Genomic DNA, 18,233 nt, shown 5'->3' with positions numbered 1-18,233 from the left:
AGCAGAAGCCCACCATGACCGACATCCCCACCGTGCCACGCCGTCCGTGGATCGTTGCACTGCTGACCGCGGTGCTGGTCCTGCTGACGCTGACGCCCGTGCTGCCGGCCACCGGCGCCACCGAGCCGAACCCCGAGACGGTCGCCGACGCACCGCAGCTGACGCTCGCTCCGGTGGGGAACGGCGTCGTCCGACCCGGCGAGACGCTGTCACTCTCGGTGTCGCTCACGAACGACACCGCCGCGGCCACACCCGCCGCGGAGGTCGTGCTCGAGGTGGGAGAAGCGGCACTGGCCGACCGCGCCGCCCTCACCGGCTGGCTCACCGGCGACGGGAGCGGCCGCGAACTCACGGTGCTGGCCACCGGTCAGGCGCAGCCCGTCGAGCCGGGGGAGCGCGGCACGACGGGGATCATGGTGCCGCCGGAGGATCCGCAGCTGGCGGGCAGGGCGCCGGGGGTCTACGCGCTCCGCGCCACCGTGGCATCGGAATCGGGCACGCTCGTCGCCACGAGCGTGCTGATCGTCCCCGACGACGCTGTCACGCCCGTGCCGGTGGGTGTCGTGGTGCCGATCACGGCTCCGGCGCTCGGCGAAGGCCTGCTGTCGTCCGACGAGCTGCTCGCGCTCACCGCGCCCGATGGTGAGCTCACCGCGCAGCTCGAGGCGGTCGACGGCACCGGCGCGATCCTCGCGATCGACCCCGCCATCGCGGCCGCGATCCGCGTGCTCGGCACCTCGGCGCCCGCCGGCGCCACCGCGTGGCTCGAGCGACTCGAATCGCTGCCCAACGAGCGATTCGCACTGCAGTTCGGTGATGCGGACGTCGCGGCTCAGATCGACTCGGGGCTGGCGGCTCCCCTGGCTCCGACGACCCTGCAGCCCTACCTCGCCGCGGCGGATTTCATTCCGGATGCCGCCGCCACCCCCACGCCGACGGCGACGCCGGACCCGACCCCCACAGCGACGGCCACTCCCGGGGTCACCCCCAGCCCTTCACCGACCACAGCACCGGGCGACCCGGTCTACCCGAGCCTCGATGAGCTGCTCACCATCGACGGTGCACGCGGCGGGATGTACTGGCCGTTCACCGGCACCGCCGGCGCGAACGTCGTGTCGGCCCTCGGCGCGCTCAACACCGACGAAGGGCCCACAGCGACACTGATCGCCTCCGACACCACGGCGCAGGGAGCCGACGCGGGCACCGTGCCGGCGCGGGGGGCCGTCGACGCGGCATCCGTGCTGGTGTACGACTCAGCGACCTCCGCCGCTCTGCAGCGCGCGTCGATGACCGACGAGAGCGCGCTGCGCGCGGCGGCACTGACCGAGGCGACCGCGCAACTCGTATTCGCGGTGCAGGAGAGCGACGGCCGCCCCCTGCTGGTCACCCTCGACCGCGGCGACGGCCGCTCGAGACTGGGCATCACCACCGCGCTGTCGACGGTCGAGACCGCACCGGGAGCGGCGTCGACCGGCCTCGAAGCGCTCCTCGCCGCCGAACCCGCCGAGGTGTCGATCGACGACGCGTCGTCGGACGACGCGCGCACCGCCGCGGTCACCGCGCTGCGCGAGGACGAAGCGGCCCTCGCCGACTTCGCGACGATCCTCGACGACCCCACGGTGCTCACCGCGCCTGAGCGCGCCGATCTGCTGCAGCTGCTCGGTGGGGGATGGCTCCCCGACCCGGCCGGATGGCAGACCGCCGTCAGCGAGCATCGCGAGGCGACCACGCGCACGCTCGGATCCGTCAGCATCCCCCAGCTCACCGACATCAACCTGGTCGGCCAGAACGTGCCCCTGCGCATCTTCGTGCGCAACAGCCTGGAATGGCCGGTCAACGTCGTCCTTATCGCCCAGCCCGGTGACCCCCGTCTGCTGGTGCAACGCGCGACCACCGTGCGCGCCGCGCCCGACAGCAACACCCGCGTCGAGATCCCCGTCGAGGCGCACGTGGGCAACGGCGAGGTCGACCTGCGCCTCGAACTGCTCTCCCCCCGCTACCTGCCCATCGGCGCCTCCCAGACGGCGACCGTGATGGTGCGTGCCGACTGGGAGGTCATCGGCATCTCCGCGCTGTCGATCGTCGTGGTCGGCCTACTCACGATCGGTCTGGTGCGCACGGTGCGTCGCCGCCGTGCAGCGGCCGCCGAGCAGACGGCGGGCGACACCAGCACCAGCACCGACACCGACACCGACACCGACACCGACACCGACCAGAACGGACAGCGATGAGCATCGGCCGGGCAAGCGTCATGATCGGCGCTGGAACACTCGTCTCGCGGGTGACCGGGCTGCTGCGATCGATCGTGCTGGTCACGGCGATCGGCACGGCGATGGCGGGCGATGCCTTCGTCGTCGCCAATCAGCTGCCCAACGCCATCTTCCTCATCGTCTCGATGGGCATCCTCACCGGCGTCATCGTGCCGCAGATCGTCGCCGCCGGCCGCAGCGAAGACGGCGGCGAGGCGTTCATCTCCAAGCTCATCACCCTGGGCGCGGTGGTGCTGCTCGTCATCACCGCGATCGCGGTCGCCTGCGCGCCGCTGCTGGTCTCGCTCTACGGCGGCGGATTCTCCCCCGAGCAGCACGCCCTCGCGACGGTGTTCGCCTACTGGTGTCTGCCGCAGATCTTCTTCTACGGCCTCTACGCACTGCTGGGAGAGACCCTCAACGCACGCCGCGTGTTCGGTCCGTACACGTGGACGCCGGTGGTCAACAACGTCGTCTCGATCATCGGGTTCGGCGCCTTCATCGTGCTCTACGGCACGCAGTCATCCATCGCCGGCTGGGATGCCACCATGATCGCCCTCATCGCGGGCACCGCGACGCTCGGCATCGTGCTGCAGGCCGCGCTGCTGCTGGTGTTCTGGCGCCGCACCGGCCTGCACCTGCGGCCCGACTTCCACTGGCGCGGCATGGGTCTGGGCGTCATCGGCCGGCTGGCGAGCTGGACGTTCCTCATGGTGCTCGTAGCCCAGCTGAGCGCGATCGTGCAGTCCAACGTGCTGTCGGATGCCTCAGACGCGGGTGCCGCGGCGAACATGGTCACCGGCAACGCCAACCTCATCTTCATGCTGCCGTACTCGATCATCGTGCTGTCGATCGGCATCCCCTACTTCACCCAGCTCAGCGAGCACGCCGCCGACGGACGCATCGATGACATGCGGCGCGACATCGACACCAGCATCCGCTCGATCGGCGTGCTGATCGTGGGGGCGACCGCCGCGCTGGCTGCCGCCGCCGTGCCGGTCTCCCGCATCTTCACCAACGACGCCGCGACAGCCGTCGAGGGAGCCCTGGTGCTCGGCGGCTACCTGGTGGGGCTCATCCCCATCGCCGTGCTCTTCACCATCCAGCGGTCGTTCTACGCCCTGGGCGACACCCGCACGCCGTTCGTCTTCTCGCTCGTGCAGGCCGTCATCGTCGCCGTGACCGCACTGCTGGCATCCACCCTTCCCGCAGGACTCACCGCGGCGGGCGTCGCCCTCGGCCAGTCCATCGCGCTCACGGTAGCCCTCGTGATCGCGGCCGTGATGCTGCGCCGCAAGATCGGGGGCCTCGGCGCCGGCCGCTGGCTGCCCGCGATCGGACGGTTCGTGCTGGCGGCCCTTCCCGCGGGGGCGGCCGGCTGGCTGGTCTTCTTCGCCGTCGGGGCCCAGGACAGCTGGATGGTCGCCGACAAGCTGCAGGGCGCCGTGGGCACCATGCTCATCGGAGCGATCGTCGCCGCGATCTACGTCGGCATGCTCGCCCTGCTGCGGGCCCCCGAGCTGCAGGTCGCCCTCGGCCTCGTGCGCCGCGTCCTGCCCGGCAAGCGCTGACTCCACGCCGCGCGGGTGCACCGGGGGCGGGCGGAATGACCCACGGTTAGCATGTGTTGAAGACAGGAGCGGGCAATCCTGCCCGCCGTCGAAGGAGCAGCACACGTGCGTCAGGTCATCATCATCGGTTCGGGTCCCGCCGGCTACACCGCCGCCATCTACGCCGCCCGCGCCAACCTCGAACCCCTCGTGATCGCCAGTTCCGTCGAAGCCGGCGGCGAACTGATGAACACGACCGATGTCGAGAACTTCCCCGGTTTCCCCGAGGGCATCATGGGCCCCGATCTCATGACGAAGATGCAGGAGCAGGCCGAGCGCTTCGGCGCCGAGGTGCTCTACGACGACGTCGTCTCGCTCGATGTGACCGGTGACACCAAGACCGTCACCCTCGGCAGCGGCGCCGTGCACGAGGGCGAGGCCATCGTGTTCGCCACCGGCTCCGCGCCCCGCAAGATCGGCATCGAGGGCGAATCCCGCCTCTCGGGCCGCGGGGTGTCGTACTGCGCCACGTGCGACGGATTCTTCTTCCGCGAGAAGGTCATCGCCGTCGTCGGCGGCGGCGACTCGGCCATGGAAGAGGCGACGTTCCTCACCAAGTTCGCCTCGAAGGTGTATGTCATCCACCGCCGCGACGAGCTGCGCGCATCGAAGATCATGCAGGAGCGGGCGTTCAAGAACGAGAAGATCGAGTTCGTGTGGAACAGCGCGGTCGTGGACATCCTCGGCGACGACGCGGTCAACGGCGTCGTGCTGGAGGACACCGTCGACGGCTCGCGGCGCGAACTGGCGCTGGACGGCGTGTTCGTCGCGATCGGCAACGACCCGCGCACGCACCTCGTGCACGACAAGCTCGCCCTCACCCCCGAGGGCACCGTCTGGGTCGACGGCCGCTCGTCGCGCACCTCGGTGCCCGGCGTCTTCGCCGCGGGCGACGTGATCGACCCCACCTACCGTCAGGCGGTCACCGCCGCCGGCAGCGGCACGGTGGCGGCCCTCGACGTCGAGCACTACCTCGCCGCACGCGGTGAGGCGGCACTCCCGGCGACGGATGCCGCACAGATCGACGGGCTGCCCGATGCCGCCACCGTCGGGGCCTGAGGAACAATCGCCTCCGCGCCCACGTTGGACCCACTGACAGACTTCCCGAAGGAGAGCATCATGACAGCCAAGGCCACCACCTCGAGCAACTGGCAGCAGGACGTCCTCGACGCCGACGGGCCCGTGCTCGTCGACTTCTGGGCAGAATGGTGCGGCCCGTGCCGCATGGTCTCGCCGATCCTCGACGAGATCCAGTCCGAGCACCCCGGCAAGATCACGATCCTCAAGCTCAACGTCGACGAGAACCCCGATCTGGCGATGAAGTACCAGATCACCTCGATCCCGGCGATGAAGGTGTTCCGCAAGGGTGAGGTCGAGAAGACGATCATCGGCGCGAAGCCGAAGTTCGCCCTCGAGCAGGACCTCGCCGCCTACATCGGCTGAGACGGCTCAGCGAGAAGGCCCGGTCGGATTCGTCTGGCCGGGCCTTCTCGCGTGTGTGGGGAGCGTCAGGGAGCGTCGGCGCGCACCGTGGCATCCCACCGCCGGTGGGGTTCGGACCCCAGCAGCCGCCAGACCGCGCGTGTGAGCTCGGGATAGTCGAGCGAGATCTGGCGCAGCACCCGGTAATTGCGGGCCTCTGTGGGGCGGGAGCCGCCGTCTGAGGCGATGTTCTCGGCGCGCAGCATGAGCACCACGAGCTCATCGACGCTGGGCAGGTCCTCCATGAAATCCCACGGGTCCTCACCGCCGCGCAACCGCTCGTAGACCAGCACCGACAGCTCGTCGGTCGCTTCGGCGCGCAGCAGTTCGAGACTCGCCCGCCGAGGCGGGGTGTTCTCGTGCGCTGTCATCCTTCAAGCCTACGTGGGCCCGCGGACGTTGGCGTCAGTGCGCGCCGAACTCGGTCTCGCCGATCTCGGCGAGGATTCGGTTGAGGTCCTGGATCGTCGCGAAATCAATCACGACCTGGCCTTTTCTGGCGCTGATGTTGATCTTGACCTTGGTGTTCAGGCGGTCACCCAGACGCTCGGCGACCTCGTCGAGGTGCGCGCGCCGTGCGCCGGCCTTCGGTGGCACGCGCCGCGACGCACCGGCATCCGGAGCCTTCGCGGCGGCCTCGGCGGCACGCACCGACAGGTCTTCGTTCACGATCTTGTCGGCCAGCCGCTGCATGGCTTCGGGCTCTTCGAGTGACAGCACGGCGCGGGCGTGACCGGCGCTGAGCACACCGGCGGCGACGCGCTGCTGCACCGGGATGGGGAGCTTCAGCAGGCGGATCGTGTTGCTGATCTGTGGACGCGACCGACCGATCCGGGTGGCCAGCTCCTCCTGGGTGATACCGAAGTCCTCGAGCAGCTGCTGGTAGGCGGATGCTTCTTCGAGCGGGTTCAGGTTGGAGCGGTGCAGGTTCTCCAGCAGCGCATCGCGCAGCAGGTGCTCATCTTCGGTGTCCCGCACGATGGCGGGGATCGAGGTGAGGCCGGCCTCCCGCGACGCACGCGTGCGGCGCTCACCCATGATGAGCTCGTACTTGCCGTCGGAGTTGGTGCGCACCACGACCGGCTGCAGCACACCGAACTCCCGCACACTGTGCACGAGCTCCGCGAGGTCGTCGTCATCGAAGTGCGTGCGGGGCTGCCGCGGGTTGGGCACGATCTCATTCGGGTCGACCTGGATGAGGCGCGTCCCGGGGATGGCCACGAGCTCAGGCGTCGGCTCCACGTCGGCGGCGTCGGCCGTGTCCGGCTCGGCGTCGGCCGTGTCCGGCTCGGCAGCGGTCGCGGGGGAGTCGGCGGCTTCCGCAGAGACGGGCGCCGCGGCATCCTCGCCACCCACCGCCTTCAGCGCCTCGGCAGCGGCGGCCTCCGCGGCCTCGGCCTTGCGCGACACACCCGGGAAGAACACATCGACGGGGCGGGCCTCCGAGGGCTCCGCGGTGGGGATGAGTGCGCCGATACCTCGTCCGAGGCCTGTTCGCTTCGCCATCAGGGTGTTCCTTCACTGTTGTTTGTGTCGCCTCGCTGGATGATCTCCACGGCGGCTTCGCGGTAGGCGACGGCGCCGGCCGAGTGCCCATCGTAGGCGATGACGGTCTGACCGAAACTCGGCGCCTCCGACACGCGCACCGAGCGCGGGATCACAGTGTGCAGCACCTGCTCGGCGAAGTGCGAGCGCACTTCTTCGGCCACCTGCTGCGCCAGTCGCGTGCGCCCGTCGTACATCGTCAGCAGGATGGTGGAGACGTGCAGCTGCGGATTCAGGTGCTTCTGGATCATGCGCACGCTGCCGAGAAGCTGACTGAGGCCTTCGAGCGCGTAATACTCGCACTGAATGGGGATCATCACTTCGTCGGCGGCCGTGAATGCGTTGATCGTGAGCAGCCCGAGCGACGGCGGGCAATCGATGATCACGAAGTCGAGACGCTCTTCGACGGCATCGAGGTAGTCCTCGAGCGCGGTCTTGAGGCGGTGCTCACGCGCCACCTGCGAGACGAGTTCGATCTCGGCTCCGGCCAGGTGGATGGTGCTGGGGGCGCAGAGCAGGTTGGGGGACTCGGGGCTCACCTGGATGATGTCGGCGAGTGGAAAGTCATCGATCAGCACGTCGTACACGCTCGGGGTGTCGGCCGAGTGCGGTACGCCGAGGGCCGTGGAGGCGTTGCCCTGCGGGTCGAGGTCGATCACCAGCACGCGGGCGCCCACCGAAGCGAGCGAGGCGGCGATGTTCACCGCGGTCGTGGTCTTACCCACGCCACCCTTCTGATTCGACACCGTCAGGATGCGGGTCTGACCACTGAGGTGCACCTCTGCTGTGTCCAGCGCACGGCGCCGGGCGGTCAAATCGAGAAGTTCACGCGCGAGAGGTGAATCGTCGAGGGAGAAGGATGCCGATCCGGCCCCATTCTCGGGTTGTTTCACGTGAAACATCCTTCCGTTTTGCTCGACGACCAACCTGTACAACCCTACGCGACCCCACCCCCACCGCTGACCGTTCGAGCACCTGTTTCACGTGAAACATCACCGGTTTCGTCGCCATGGGCAGCACCTCGCACGCCACGATCTGTGGCGCATTGGGGCACACCGGGCCGATCTGGCGTGTCGCACGCCATTGACCGGCGACCCGCAACGCGCAGCCATCGCTGTGGGTGCCCGCGAGCTGCCCGAGCTAGCCGTGAGATCGCCCTCCGTTCCGACCCCGCAACGGCTGCTTGTTTCACGTGAAACGGAGCTTCCCCTGGCGCGTCCGAGCCTGACATCATGCCGTCGGCAAGGGGGCGCAACCGTCCGCCATACGCCGGCGAACCCGCGGGTGATACGCGCATCCCCTCATCCGAGTCGCACCACGGGCATGCGGCCGATGGTCCGGGAGACGCGAATGGGCGCGTACGCCGGCACCGCCGAGCCGAAGGCGTATGACGGGAGAGGGGTGGTTTCATCCCGTCACCCCCGGTCCGCGCTGGAGACTGCTCTCCCAAACACACCGAGTGCTCACCCGCGGGCGTCATCGCCGTTTCACGTGAAACATCGCCCGGTGTGCGCTGCTGGCCAGGCCGCGTGAGGATCTTCGCCCAAGATCGACGGACCGGAGATGCCGGCAGTGCCACGACGTGCGACTGGATTGCGGCGTATGTTCACCACAAGTCCGCACCAGCCGCAGCTCCCGGTGAAGAGTGCCGGCGGCGTCTCTTCGGCCCGATCCCGACGTCCGACTACGCGCCCCCGGACTTGTGTATCGACATCACCACCGTCCGGCTGCCAGACAGACAGTTTCACGTGAAACGCCGCGCGAACTGGCCGAATCTCCACGCATTCTGTCTCCTGCGCGCCAACCATCGGCGCGACAAGGGCGCGAACGTCCGCGATCAGGGCGCCGGCACGGAGATCCGCGTCCATATCGCCGCCATCGGTTTCCCGTGTATCGATTCGGAGTGCGGGGCGGGCCTGTCCTTCACGAAGTACCTTCATGGCCCGCGTCTCGCATGACCCGCGGAGAGACCCGGTCACCGCAAGACAGCTATCCGACCGACCGGGAGTGCTCCCCGTCGATGGGTGACCTTGCGCCGCATCAACGAACCTCGGCGTTTCACGTGAAACGCCGAGATGCGAGGCGAACGCGCGCGACTGCGGAGATCGCGGTGCCTGCGCCCTGCGCAGAAGTGAACTACGGAACCGGTCACGCGAAACAATCGACGACCAGGGCCGAGCGCGAGTCGGAATGGCCAGTTGACCTCCGTGCACCGGATCGTGGTGGCTTCGTGTGCTCGAGGCGCCGGCACCAGGCAGGGGAGTGCGTTTGACGAACTCTCGCCGTTATCGGGTATGCGTTGCATGCCAGACAGACACCACGAATCGGGCGCGAGGTGCCAGTGCTGCCCGTTTCACGTGAAACATCGCGACCACCCGCAGTCCCGGCGGCCCGAGCGCATCACTGCGGTGTTCCTGCGCGCCATCCTCGCCTACGCCACCACATCCGCGGATCGCGGGCGGGAGTTCCTGGGCGGCTCGGGGATGGCGGAGAATTGTTGTGATTGTGCAGTCGCGACGCAACCACAGCAGATGGTCATGTCCGTCGCTGCTCGCCCGTGCCGGCCGCCGCGCGACCGCGATGCCGGCGACGCCGCCCGTTGCGGGCGTCGGCGCGCTCGACCCGACCCATAACGCACCGATTTCAGTGCTGTGAGCGCCATCCTAAGCGCGATCGAGAGAGGTCGGGCACGGCAGAAATCGGTCCGATTCGGGTTGTTCTGACCCCACCCGACGACCACTGCAGTCCGTTGGGGTCTGTCCTGGCTCGCCGTGACCATGGTTGTCGGCAGCGCCACCGGGGTTGGCCAGCGCGAGCCTGGTGACCCCTCGCGCGATCGGGACCAAGAGCTGCGCACGTCGAATCACAGATCGAGTTGAGCGCAGAACAACCGCAAGAGCACACGCCCGCGAACGCCACACCCATCGCAGATCGGCCGGCGGCTCCTACGACGCGGCGGCGACAGCAGCGCCGGTCAGCGCACTGTGGCGCGGATGACGCGCGTCGGCTCCTCGATGAGGCCCTCACCCACCGGTTCGACCCGGACGTTCGACAACCGGAACTTGCGGATGACCTTCTCGGCTGCCGCGATCTCGTTGGCGGCGTTCGCGCCCTTGAGCAGAATCAGCTCGCCGCCGTCGCGCACCAGGGGAGCGGTCAGGGGCACGAGCGTGCGCAACGCACTCACGGCCCGCGCGGTCACTGCGTCGAGCACCGGCCCGCGCTTCCAGTCTTCCGCTCGATCGCGCAGCACCTCGACGTTGTCGAGGGCGAGGTCGCGCACCTGCTCATTGAGCCAGGCCACGCGGCGTTCCATGGGCTCGATGAGCACCCATTCCACATCGGGTCGGGCGATCGCCAGCACGATGCCCGGCAGGCCGGCGCCGGATCCGACGTCACCGACACGACCGGAGAACAGGGGAGCGGCGACAGCACTGTTGAGGATGTGACGCGTCCACAGCCGCGGCAGCTCGAGCGGCCCGATGAGTCCGCGCTCCTCGCCATGCGCCGCGAGGGCAGACGTGAAGGCACGCGCGGTGTCGATGCGATCGCCGAAGATCTCGACTGCGGCGGCGGGTTCCGCCTCGAGGGAAGTCATCGTTTCACGTGAAACATCAGGAGCGACGGATGACCGTGTGGCGGTCGGCGCCCTCGCCGTAGGACTCGGAGATGAAGCCGCGCGACGACACGACATCGTGCACGAGCTTGCGCTCGTAGCTCGACATCGGCGGCAGGGATGCCTGCGACGCGCCCTCGTCGAGACGCGCGATCGCACGGTCGACGAGCACCTCGAGTTCCTTCTGCCGCGCGTCGCGAGACCCACCCACGTCCAGGATCAGGCGCGAGAAGCGGCCGGTGCGGTTCTGCACGGCCAGACGCGTCAGCTCCTGCAGGGCCTGCACCGTATCGGGGTGGCTCAACCGAGCCAACGAACCCGACTCGTCGGCTTCGACGGACACGTACGCACGCCCGCCGCGCACATCCATCCCCAGGTCGCCGTCGATGTCGGCGATGTCCAGCAGTTCTTCGAGATAGTCGGCGGCGATGTCGCCTTCCTGCTCGAGCTGCTCGACCGTGGCTTCCGTGGACTCCGCGGATTCGGGGGAGAGGGTCATGTCGGTTCCCTTGGTGCGATCGGTCAGGACTTCGGTGCCGGCGGAGGCGTGGTCGACGGGCCGCCGTTCGGACGCTGCTCGCCGCCCTTCGAGGGCTTGGGTGCGGCCTTCGGAGCCGGCTCGCCCGCCTTGGGCGGCTGCTTCTTCTTGGCGCGCTGTTTACCCATCGGCTGCTGGCGCTTCGGGGTGGCGGCGCGGGCGCGCTCGGCCTCCTCCGCCAGGCGACGCTGCTCCTCCTGGTACTTCTCCAGGGGGATCACGCGACCCTTGGCATCCAGTGCCTTGCCCTTGCGAGCAAGGCGCTCTTCGCGCTCCTTGGCCGCCTCGGACCCCGGGGTCGGGAGGTTGCGGATCACGATGAACTGCTGCGCCATGGTCCACAGGTTCGACGTGAACCAGTACATGACGACACCGAGCGGGAAGAAGACACCGGAGAAGATGAATGCCAGCGGCAGCACGTACAGCATGATCTTCTGCATCTGATACGCCTGGCCGGTCTTGGCCTCGGGCGACAGGTTCTTCGAGATGATCTGCAGCTGCGTGATGAACTGCGAAGCGATCATCAGCACCACGAGGATGACGAGGATGATGACCGTCGCCGTCTGTCCGAGGTTGATCGCCTCGATCATGTTCGTGTGCAGGGGCGCGACGTCGAACAACTGGGCGTCGTAGAACTGCTTCGTCAGCTCGGCGTTGAGGAGCCCGACACCACCGACACCCCACTCGGCGTGACGCTTCACATCGCTCAGCGTGTAGAACATGCCCAGCAGCACCGGCATCTGCACGAGCAGTGGCAGGCAACTCGACACGGGCGTCGTCCCGTGCTTCTTGTACAGCGCCATCGTCTCGCGGCTCATGGCCTCACGAGAGAGCTGATCCTTCTTGCCGCGATACTTCTCCTGAACTTTTCGCAGTTCAGGGGCGATTTCCATCATCTTGCGCTGGCTCTTGATCTGCCGCACGAACAGCGGGATCAGCGCGGAGCGCACGACGATCACGAGACCGATGATCGACAGCACCCACGTGGCGCCGGCGGCCGCGGGAAGCCCTGCGGCGGTGAACAGCCAGTGCCAGAACACGAGGATCATCTCGACGAGCCACTTGAACGGCCACATCAAGGTGCTGAACAGGTCGAAACCTTCACCCGGCGGGGGAGTGGGGGGCGTCGGCACCACCGGCACCGGGGTCGAAGCGAAGAGATCCAGCACGGATCAGTCCTTTCCGGAGGGCACGACGAATCCGTGCCGAGTCAGATCGTGGCGAAAGTGGGGATGCGACGGAACATCGTCGATCCCACCCGCGGCCCAGGGGTGACAGCGCGCAAGTCGCGCGGCCGACAGAACGATGCCTTTGGCCAGACCGTGCTGCTGCACGGCACCCACGGCGTAGGCGGAACAGGACGGGTAGTACTTGCAGACGTCGCCGTAGACGTGCGAGATCGTCGCGCGGTACCCGTGCAGCAGCGCCAGGCCGGCATTGCGCGGGATGAGCGGAAGCATGCGCCACGTCTGTGTGGGGTCGAGGGTCGCCTCGCCTACCGATGCCATGGGCAGGGTCGCGGTGCTCATGACACGGCCCGTTTCGCCAGGCATCGGCGTACGTCGTTGCGCAGCTCCGCGTAGGGAGCCTCAGCCGCACTCGGCAGGGCGCGGATCACGACATCGCCCGAGGGGACGGCGTCGCCCAGCACCTCGGCGCAGACGGCTTTGAGTCGCCTGCGCACGGTGTTGCGCACGACGGCTCCGCCGACCTGCTTACTCACGATGAAACCGAACCTCGGCACCTGCCCACCGATCGCGGGCGCGACATACGTCACGGTGTGGGTGCCCCCACATCGCCGCCCGCCGCGGACAACCGCGCGGTATTCGATGCCGCGTGTGAGGCGGTTCGGCCTCGAGAGCACCGCTGGGGTCAGGCCGAGAGCTCGGTGCGCCCCTTGGCGCGACGAGCCGACAGGATGGCGCGGCCGGCGCGGGTGTGCATGCGGGCACGGAAACCGTGCTTCTTGGCGCGGCGACGGTTGTTGGGCTGGAAAGTGCGCTTGCTCATGAGGATCACTCCGGATCGGCGGTCACCGGAAAGCTGGCCGGGGACTCGGGTACAGGGGACTGCCCGAATGGGCATAAGTCAACCGATTAAGGGTACGTCGCGCCGCGCGAGAACTCAAACCGGGCGCCAGCGGCCGACACTTTATCCACCGACTCCCCTCGAACCTCGCAATGACACGCAGCCGCGGCCTACAGTGGATTTGGCGGACGCAAGGCTCGCTGATTAGCGTTACCCACGCACGTTATCCACAGGCCCGCCCTCCGAGTGCGGCGGATGCCACGGCGCATCGATCCCCGGAGTCGCAATGTCACAGCAGGACCTTCCAGACGTCCCCGTCTGGCGCGCCGTGCTCGACGAACTCACCGGAGATGACCGCGTCACCCCGCAGTTACAGGGATTCCTGAGCCTCGCCGTCGCGCAGGGCGTGATGGGTGGAACGCTCTACCTCGACGTGCCGAACGAGCTGACCGCGGCACAGCTGAACAAGCGTCTGCGGGCACCCATCATGGAAGCCCTCGCCCGCGTCGACGCGGAGCCGGCGGCATCCACCTTCCGCGTAGTGGTGAACCCCGAGCTCGCCGACGCGCACCTGAGTGAACCGATCCCGCTGCAGCCGGCCGCCGCGCCCATCGTGGTGCGCAGCCCCATCGCCGAGGTCCCGGAGCCCGTGGCACCGCCGTCGCGCAGCGACACCCGACTCAATCCGAAGTACACCTTCGACAACTTCGTCATCGGCCAGTCCAACCGGTTCGCGCACGCCGCCGCCGTCGCGGTGGCCGAGGCTCCGGCCAAGGCGTACAACCCGCTGTTCATCTACGGCGACTCGGGACTCGGCAAGACCCACCTGCTGCATGCGATCGGGGAGTACGGGCTGAGCCTGTACCCCGGCATCCGCGTGCGCTACGTCTCGAGCGAAGAGTTCACGAACGACTTCATCAACTCGATCGCGAACAACCGCGGTGCCGCGTTCCAAGCGCGCTACCGCGAGGTCGACATCCTGCTGATCGACGACATCCAGTTCCTGCAGGGGCGCGCCGAGACGCAGGAAGCGTTCTTCCACACGTTCAACCAGCTCCACGATCACGACAAACAGGTCGTGATCACGAGCGATCTGCCCCCGCGCCTGCTCACCGGGTTCGAGGACCGCATGCGGAGCCGCTTCGAGTGGGGCCTCATCACCGACGTGCAGGCCCCCGACCTCGAGACCCGCATCGCGATCCTCCGCAAGAAAGCCCAGTCCGAGCGCCTCCTCGTTCCGGACGAGGTGCTCGAGTACATCGCGACGAAGGTCTCCTCCAACATCCGCGAGCTCGAGGGCGCGCTCATCCGCGTCTCGGCATTCGCGAGCCTCAACCGCTCCTCGCTGGATATCTCACTCGCCCAGACGGTGCTGCGCGACATCGTCGACCACGACGACGCGAACGTCGTCTCCCCGACCGACATCATCACCGCGACGGCCCAGTACTTCCGGCTGTCGGTCGACGATCTGTACGGCTCCAGTCGATCCCAGGCCGTCGCCACGGCACGGCAGATCGCCATGTACCTGTGTCGCGAGCGCACGAGCCTGTCGCTGCCGAAGATCGGTCAGCTGTTCGGCAACCGCGACCACACCACGGTCATGTACGCCTACAAGAAGATCAGCGAGCTCATGAAGGAGCGCCGCTCGATCTACAACCAGGTCTCGGAGATCACCACTCAGCTCGGCCGCAACGGCCGCTGACCCTCCGCGGGCGGCTCCAGCCGCCGCCGCTCCGTTCGGCGTGCCCGGTCGTAGCGAACCCCCTCGGCGCACACGTGCGCTGCTGAGCGTTCCCTGGCTGCCATGCCGGCCGCCGCATACCCTCGCATCGACGTATGCCCGGTTTTCGTGCTTGACAGCCCCGCCCGAGACCGTGATGATTCCTGTTTTTCACACTGTGGACAACCTGTGGATAACTGTGGGGCACGCCGATGAGATTGTGAGTGGATTCGGCCAGCCTGTGGATGACCGCCCCTTCGAAGGGGTGTCCCGACTCCCGCGGAAACACGCCAATCCGCAGGCAACTCACAAATGACATCTTTGTAGTTCCAGTGTCTCGACTGGGATCGCGAGAGTTATCCACAGTTTCCACAGGCGTTAACACCATGACAAGAACTTTCTCTTGAGATCCAGGTCCATCACCGTGACGCGACCGGCGACCGCGACTTCCGGGACGTCACCTTGTGGGCAGTAGCATGGGAGCCCATACCCGCCGACAAGGGAGAACTTGTGAAGTTCCACGTCAATCGCGATGTCTTCAGCGAGGCCGTGTCGTTCGTCGTGAAGCTTCTGCCGCAGCGAAACCCGCAGCCGATCCTCGCCGGCGTGCTCATCGAAGCCACCGAAGACGGCCTGTCGCTCTCGGCTTTCGACTACGAGGCTTCCGCCCGCACGACGATCGAAGCCACGGTCGACGACCCGGGCACGATCCTCGTGCACGGCCGACTGCTCGCCGACATCGCCAGCAAGCTCCCGAACGCCCCGATCCAGATGAGCATCGAGGACGACGGCAGCATCCTGCTGACCTGCGGTTCCGCCCGTTTCACACTCTCGTCGATGCCGGTGCAGGAGTACCCCGCGATCCCCGAGGTCTCGGGTGAATCGGGTCTCGTCCCGGCCGATGACTTCGCAACCGCGATCGCACAGGTCGCCTTCGCCGCGTCGCGCGACGATGTCACCCCCGTGCTCACCGGTGTGCAGCTCGAGGTCTCGGGCACGCAGCTGAGCCTCGTCGCCACCGACCGCTACCGCGTGGCGCTGCGCGAACTGCCGTGGGACGGCGGCGCGGCGGGATCCGAGGAATCGACGACGGCACTGGTCCCCGCTCGCACCCTCACGGAGGTCGGCAAGACCTTCGCGCACTCCGGCGACATCTCGATCGCCTTCTCCGGCTCAGGCGACCGCGAGATCATCGCGTTCACCGCGGGCAACAAGACGGTCACGTCGCTGCTGATCAAGGGCAACTTCCCGCCGGTCCGGCGCCTGTTCCCCGAGCAGACCGAGCACCACGCGGTGGTCAACACCGCCGAGCTCATCGAGGCCGTGCGCCGTGTGTCGCTCGTGCTCGACCGCTCCGCACCGCTGCGGTTCACGTTCACGGGTGAAGGAGTCTCGATGGATGCCTCCGGCACCGAGCAGGCCCGTGCGACCGAGTCGGTGGATGCCACGCTCATCGGCGAGGACGTCACGCTGGGCCTCAACCCCCAGTACCTCATCGAGGCCCTGGGTGCGGTGCGCAGCGAGTTCACGCGCATCACGTTCACCTCGAGCGAGAACGCGAACAAGCTCAGCCCCGTGCTCATCACGGCGCAGACCTCGGTCGACCGCGCCGGCGAGGGCTCGTTCAAGTACCTGCTGCAGCCGAACCTGCTCCTGCGCTGAGTTGCACACCCGACAGCGCAGGCTGTCGGAACTGCGAAGGAGGGTGATTCGGTGATCGTCGAGCAGCTCAGCCTCGTGGACTTCCGCAACTATGCGGTCGCCGACGTCGCGCTGTCGCCCGGCGCGAACGTCTTCGTGGGGCGTAACGGCCAGGGCAAGACCAACCTGGTCGAAGCCATCGCGTTCTTCGCGACGCTGGGGTCGCATCGGGTCTCGAACGACGCCCCGATGGTGCGTCACGGGGCGGATGCCGCCATCGTGCGGGCGCGGCTCGCGCACGGTGAGCGCCGGGTGCAGCTGGAAGCACAGCTCAACCGGCAGGGATCGAACAAGGCGCGCGTCAACGGCGCAGCGGTGAAGCCATCGGAGTTGCCGCGCTACGCGCAGGTCGTGCTCTTCGCCCCGGAAGACCTGCAGATCGTGCGGGGCGATCCGTCGTCGCGCCGCCGCTTCGCCGATCAGCTGCTCATCCAGCGCACACCCCGCATGGCCGGGGTGCTCGCCGACTACGACCGGGTGCTCAAGCAGCGGACGGCCCTGCTGAAGTCGGCGAAGGCCCGCGGCATCCGCGGCGATGCGCTCACCACACTCGACGTCTGGGACGACAAGCTGGTCACGCTGGGGACTCAGGTCATCCGTGCCCGACTCGCCCTCGCCGGTGAACTCACCGGTCCCCTCGTCGACGCGTATGCCGCCATCGCCGGCGCCGATCACAGCCCCGAGCTGGTCTGGGCCCTCTCGGTCGACGGTGCCGACCCCGAAGAAGACGCGGTGGCCGCCGCCTCCGCCGCAGATGCCGCCGACATCGAGGCCCGGTTCCGTTCGGCACTGGCCACGCGGCGTTCGGCGGAGTTCGATCGCGGGCTCACGCTCACCGGTCCGCACCGCGACGACCTGCTGCTGCGCGTGCGCGGACTGCCCGTGAAGGGATACGCCTCGCACGGCGAATCGTGGTCGGTCGCGCTCGCACTGCGGCTCGCGTCAGCCGAGCTGCTGCGCGCCGAGTCGCGGCTGGGCGACCCCGTGCTGATCCTCGACGATGTCTTCGCCGAGCTCGATGCCGACCGGCGCAGCCGGCTCGCGGGTCTCGTCGCCGGCTATGAGCAGGTCGTCGTCACCGCGGCCGTCGACGACGACGTGCCTCCGGCGCTGCGCGCTCGTACCGTCCGGGTCGAGGGCGGGCGTATTCTGGGGGAGCAGAATGACTGATCCCGCGCACATTCCTGAAACCATCGCGACGTACATGCGCCTTCGCGGCCTCGAGCCGACCAGTCGCGGCTCCAGGCGCAAGCGCCGCAGGGTCGTCGATGACGAGAACGCGCCGTTCACGCCGGGCCGCGATCCGCGCGGGCTCGGTGACGTCGTGGCCGCCCTCACCCGCGCGTCGGGTTGGGACTCGCAGCTCGCGCGCGAAGATCTCGTGCTGCAGTGGGAGCGTGTCGCCGGCGCCGAGACGGCGCAGCACGCTTCCCCCGTCGCGCTGGGCGACGGCGTGCTCACCGTGCAGTGCGACTCCACGGCGTGGGCCCGGCAGCTTACGCTCATGCGCGCGACGATCGTCACCGAGATCGCGCGGCGCTTCCCCGAGGCGGGGGTATCGAGCATCCGCTTCATCGGGCCTGACGTCCCCTCTTGGAAATGGGGCCGCAGAGCGGTTCCAGGGCGGGGTGCTCGCGATACCTACGGCTGACCCACGACCGGTGGCATTCCGAACGTTTTCCGGGCGCGACAGGGCCGTTCTCGCCCCGCGAAGGGATGGAAACCCGATAGACTGGACGCTCAG

Annotated in this window: 18 protein-coding genes; 9 read left to right on the top strand and 9 right to left on the bottom strand. The window is 68.1% G+C overall.

Going from position 1 to position 18,233, the window contains the following annotated elements:
* Positions 1-14: 14 nt before the first annotated feature.
* The 4 genes from H9651_RS12625 to trxA all read left to right on the top strand — a co-directional run bounded on the left by H9651_RS12625 (position 15) and on the right by trxA (position 5,302).
* Entirely contained in the window at positions 15-2,231 is a 2,217-nt protein-coding gene (locus H9651_RS12625; RefSeq protein ID WP_191719681.1) for a DUF6049 family protein, read from the top strand.
* The gene (gene murJ / locus H9651_RS12620) at positions 2,228-3,820 is read left to right on the top strand and encodes a murein biosynthesis integral membrane protein MurJ (RefSeq protein ID WP_191719680.1); all 1,593 of its coding nucleotides are present in this window, start codon (positions 2,228-2,230) and stop codon (positions 3,818-3,820) included. The genes H9651_RS12625 and murJ overlap by 4 nt, the downstream gene beginning before the upstream one ends.
* A gap of 105 nt (positions 3,821-3,925) precedes the next feature.
* Positions 3,926-4,918, top strand: a complete 993-nt coding sequence (trxB, locus tag H9651_RS12615) for a thioredoxin-disulfide reductase (protein WP_191719679.1) — start codon at positions 3,926-3,928, stop codon at positions 4,916-4,918.
* Positions 4,919-4,978: 60 nt separating this feature from the next.
* Positions 4,979-5,302, top strand: a complete 324-nt coding sequence (trxA, locus tag H9651_RS12610) for a thioredoxin (RefSeq protein ID WP_191719678.1) — start codon at positions 4,979-4,981, stop codon at positions 5,300-5,302.
* Between the two features lie 65 nt (positions 5,303-5,367).
* On the opposite strand, the gene H9651_RS12605 is transcribed toward trxA, so the two are convergent.
* From H9651_RS12605 to H9651_RS12595, 3 genes are read right to left on the bottom strand one after another with little or no spacing between them, the layout of a single operon-like run.
* Entirely contained in the window at positions 5,368-5,712 is a 345-nt protein-coding gene (locus H9651_RS12605) for a tryptophan synthase subunit alpha (RefSeq protein ID WP_191719677.1), read from the bottom strand.
* Between the two features lie 34 nt (positions 5,713-5,746).
* The gene (locus H9651_RS12600; protein ID WP_191719676.1) at positions 5,747-6,847 is read right to left on the bottom strand and encodes a ParB/RepB/Spo0J family partition protein; all 1,101 of its coding nucleotides are present in this window, start codon (positions 6,845-6,847) and stop codon (positions 5,747-5,749) included.
* Positions 6,847-7,788 (bottom strand): ParA family protein, encoded by a 942-nt coding sequence (locus tag H9651_RS12595; RefSeq protein ID WP_191719675.1) that lies wholly within the window; start codon positions 7,786-7,788, stop codon positions 6,847-6,849. Before H9651_RS12595 ends, H9651_RS12600 begins: the two co-directional genes overlap by 1 nt.
* A 627-nt stretch (positions 7,789-8,415) precedes the next feature.
* Between H9651_RS12595 and H9651_RS12590 the strand changes: the two genes are divergently transcribed.
* A complete protein-coding gene (locus H9651_RS12590) occupies positions 8,416-8,844 on the top strand; it encodes a hypothetical protein (protein WP_191719674.1) in 429 nt (142 codons plus the stop codon).
* 1,016 nt (positions 8,845-9,860) lie between these two features.
* Here the strand turns inward: H9651_RS12590 and rsmG are convergent.
* The 6 genes from rsmG to rpmH are packed head-to-tail and all read right to left on the bottom strand — an operon-like array spanning position 9,861 to position 13,050.
* Complete coding sequence (gene rsmG, locus H9651_RS12585) at positions 9,861-10,484, bottom strand: 16S rRNA (guanine(527)-N(7))-methyltransferase RsmG (RefSeq protein ID WP_191719673.1); 624 nt, start codon at positions 10,482-10,484, stop codon at positions 9,861-9,863.
* A gap of 16 nt (positions 10,485-10,500) precedes the next feature.
* A complete protein-coding gene (locus H9651_RS12580) occupies positions 10,501-11,001 on the bottom strand; it encodes a Jag family protein (protein ID WP_191719672.1) in 501 nt (166 codons plus the stop codon).
* A gap of 23 nt (positions 11,002-11,024) precedes the next feature.
* Positions 11,025-12,206 carry a membrane protein insertase YidC gene (gene yidC / locus H9651_RS12575; protein ID WP_191719699.1) on the bottom strand — a complete coding sequence of 394 codons (1,182 nt, stop codon included), beginning with the start codon at positions 12,204-12,206 and terminating at the stop codon, positions 11,025-11,027.
* Between the two features lie 6 nt (positions 12,207-12,212).
* A complete protein-coding gene (yidD, locus tag H9651_RS12570) occupies positions 12,213-12,548 on the bottom strand; it encodes a membrane protein insertion efficiency factor YidD (RefSeq protein WP_225216751.1) in 336 nt (111 codons plus the stop codon).
* A 17-nt stretch (positions 12,549-12,565) separates the two neighbouring features.
* Complete coding sequence (gene rnpA, locus H9651_RS12565) at positions 12,566-12,904, bottom strand: ribonuclease P protein component (protein ID WP_191719670.1); 339 nt, start codon at positions 12,902-12,904, stop codon at positions 12,566-12,568.
* Positions 12,905-12,912: 8 nt separating this feature from the next.
* Entirely contained in the window at positions 12,913-13,050 is a 138-nt protein-coding gene (rpmH, locus tag H9651_RS12560; RefSeq protein WP_026302947.1) for a 50S ribosomal protein L34, read from the bottom strand.
* A 304-nt stretch (positions 13,051-13,354) separates the two neighbouring features.
* On the opposite strand from rpmH, the gene dnaA reads away from it, so the two are divergent.
* From dnaA to H9651_RS12540, 4 genes are all read left to right on the top strand, one after another.
* Positions 13,355-14,770, top strand: coding sequence for a chromosomal replication initiator protein DnaA (gene dnaA, locus H9651_RS12555; protein ID WP_191719669.1), 1,416 nt, complete (start codon positions 13,355-13,357; stop codon positions 14,768-14,770).
* Between the two features lie 528 nt (positions 14,771-15,298).
* Entirely contained in the window at positions 15,299-16,450 is a 1,152-nt protein-coding gene (dnaN, locus tag H9651_RS12550; RefSeq protein ID WP_191719668.1) for a DNA polymerase III subunit beta, read from the top strand.
* Positions 16,451-16,501: 51 nt separating this feature from the next.
* A complete protein-coding gene (gene recF / locus H9651_RS12545) occupies positions 16,502-17,659 on the top strand; it encodes a DNA replication/repair protein RecF (RefSeq protein ID WP_191719667.1) in 1,158 nt (385 codons plus the stop codon).
* Positions 17,652-18,140, top strand: coding sequence for a DUF721 domain-containing protein (locus H9651_RS12540; RefSeq protein WP_191719666.1), 489 nt, complete (start codon positions 17,652-17,654; stop codon positions 18,138-18,140). The genes recF and H9651_RS12540 overlap by 8 nt, the downstream gene beginning before the upstream one ends.
* Positions 18,141-18,233 lie beyond the last annotated feature (93 nt).

The organism is Microbacterium pullorum, from assembly GCF_014836535.1.
Classification (GTDB): domain Bacteria; phylum Actinomycetota; class Actinomycetes; order Actinomycetales; family Microbacteriaceae; genus Microbacterium; species Microbacterium pullorum.
Note: the sequence above shows the minus strand (reverse complement) of the source record. Positions and strands in the feature narration are given on the sequence as shown.

Coding starts and splice junctions, on each gene's coding strand:
- H9651_RS12625 (WP_191719681.1), top strand. CDS start 15: ATGACCGACATCCCCACCGTGCCACGCCGTCCGTGGATCGTTGCACTG.
- murJ (WP_191719680.1), top strand. CDS start 2,228: ATGAGCATCGGCCGGGCAAGCGTCATGATCGGCGCTGGAACACTCGTC.
- trxA (WP_191719678.1), top strand. CDS start 4,979: ATGACAGCCAAGGCCACCACCTCGAGCAACTGGCAGCAGGACGTCCTC.
- H9651_RS12605 (WP_191719677.1), bottom strand. CDS start 5,712: ATGACAGCGCACGAGAACACCCCGCCTCGGCGGGCGAGTCTCGAACTG.
- H9651_RS12600 (WP_191719676.1), bottom strand. CDS start 6,847: ATGGCGAAGCGAACAGGCCTCGGACGAGGTATCGGCGCACTCATCCCC.
- H9651_RS12595 (WP_191719675.1), bottom strand. CDS start 7,788: ATGTTTCACGTGAAACAACCCGAGAATGGGGCCGGATCGGCATCCTTC.
- rsmG (WP_191719673.1), bottom strand. CDS start 10,484: ATGACTTCCCTCGAGGCGGAACCCGCCGCCGCAGTCGAGATCTTCGGC.
- H9651_RS12580 (WP_191719672.1), bottom strand. CDS start 11,001: ATGACCCTCTCCCCCGAATCCGCGGAGTCCACGGAAGCCACGGTCGAG.
- yidD (WP_225216751.1), bottom strand. CDS start 12,548: ATGGCATCGGTAGGCGAGGCGACCCTCGACCCCACACAGACGTGGCGC.
- rpmH (WP_026302947.1), bottom strand. CDS start 13,050: ATGAGCAAGCGCACTTTCCAGCCCAACAACCGTCGCCGCGCCAAGAAG.
- dnaA (WP_191719669.1), top strand. CDS start 13,355: ATGTCACAGCAGGACCTTCCAGACGTCCCCGTCTGGCGCGCCGTGCTC.
- H9651_RS12540 (WP_191719666.1), top strand. CDS start 17,652: ATGACTGATCCCGCGCACATTCCTGAAACCATCGCGACGTACATGCGC.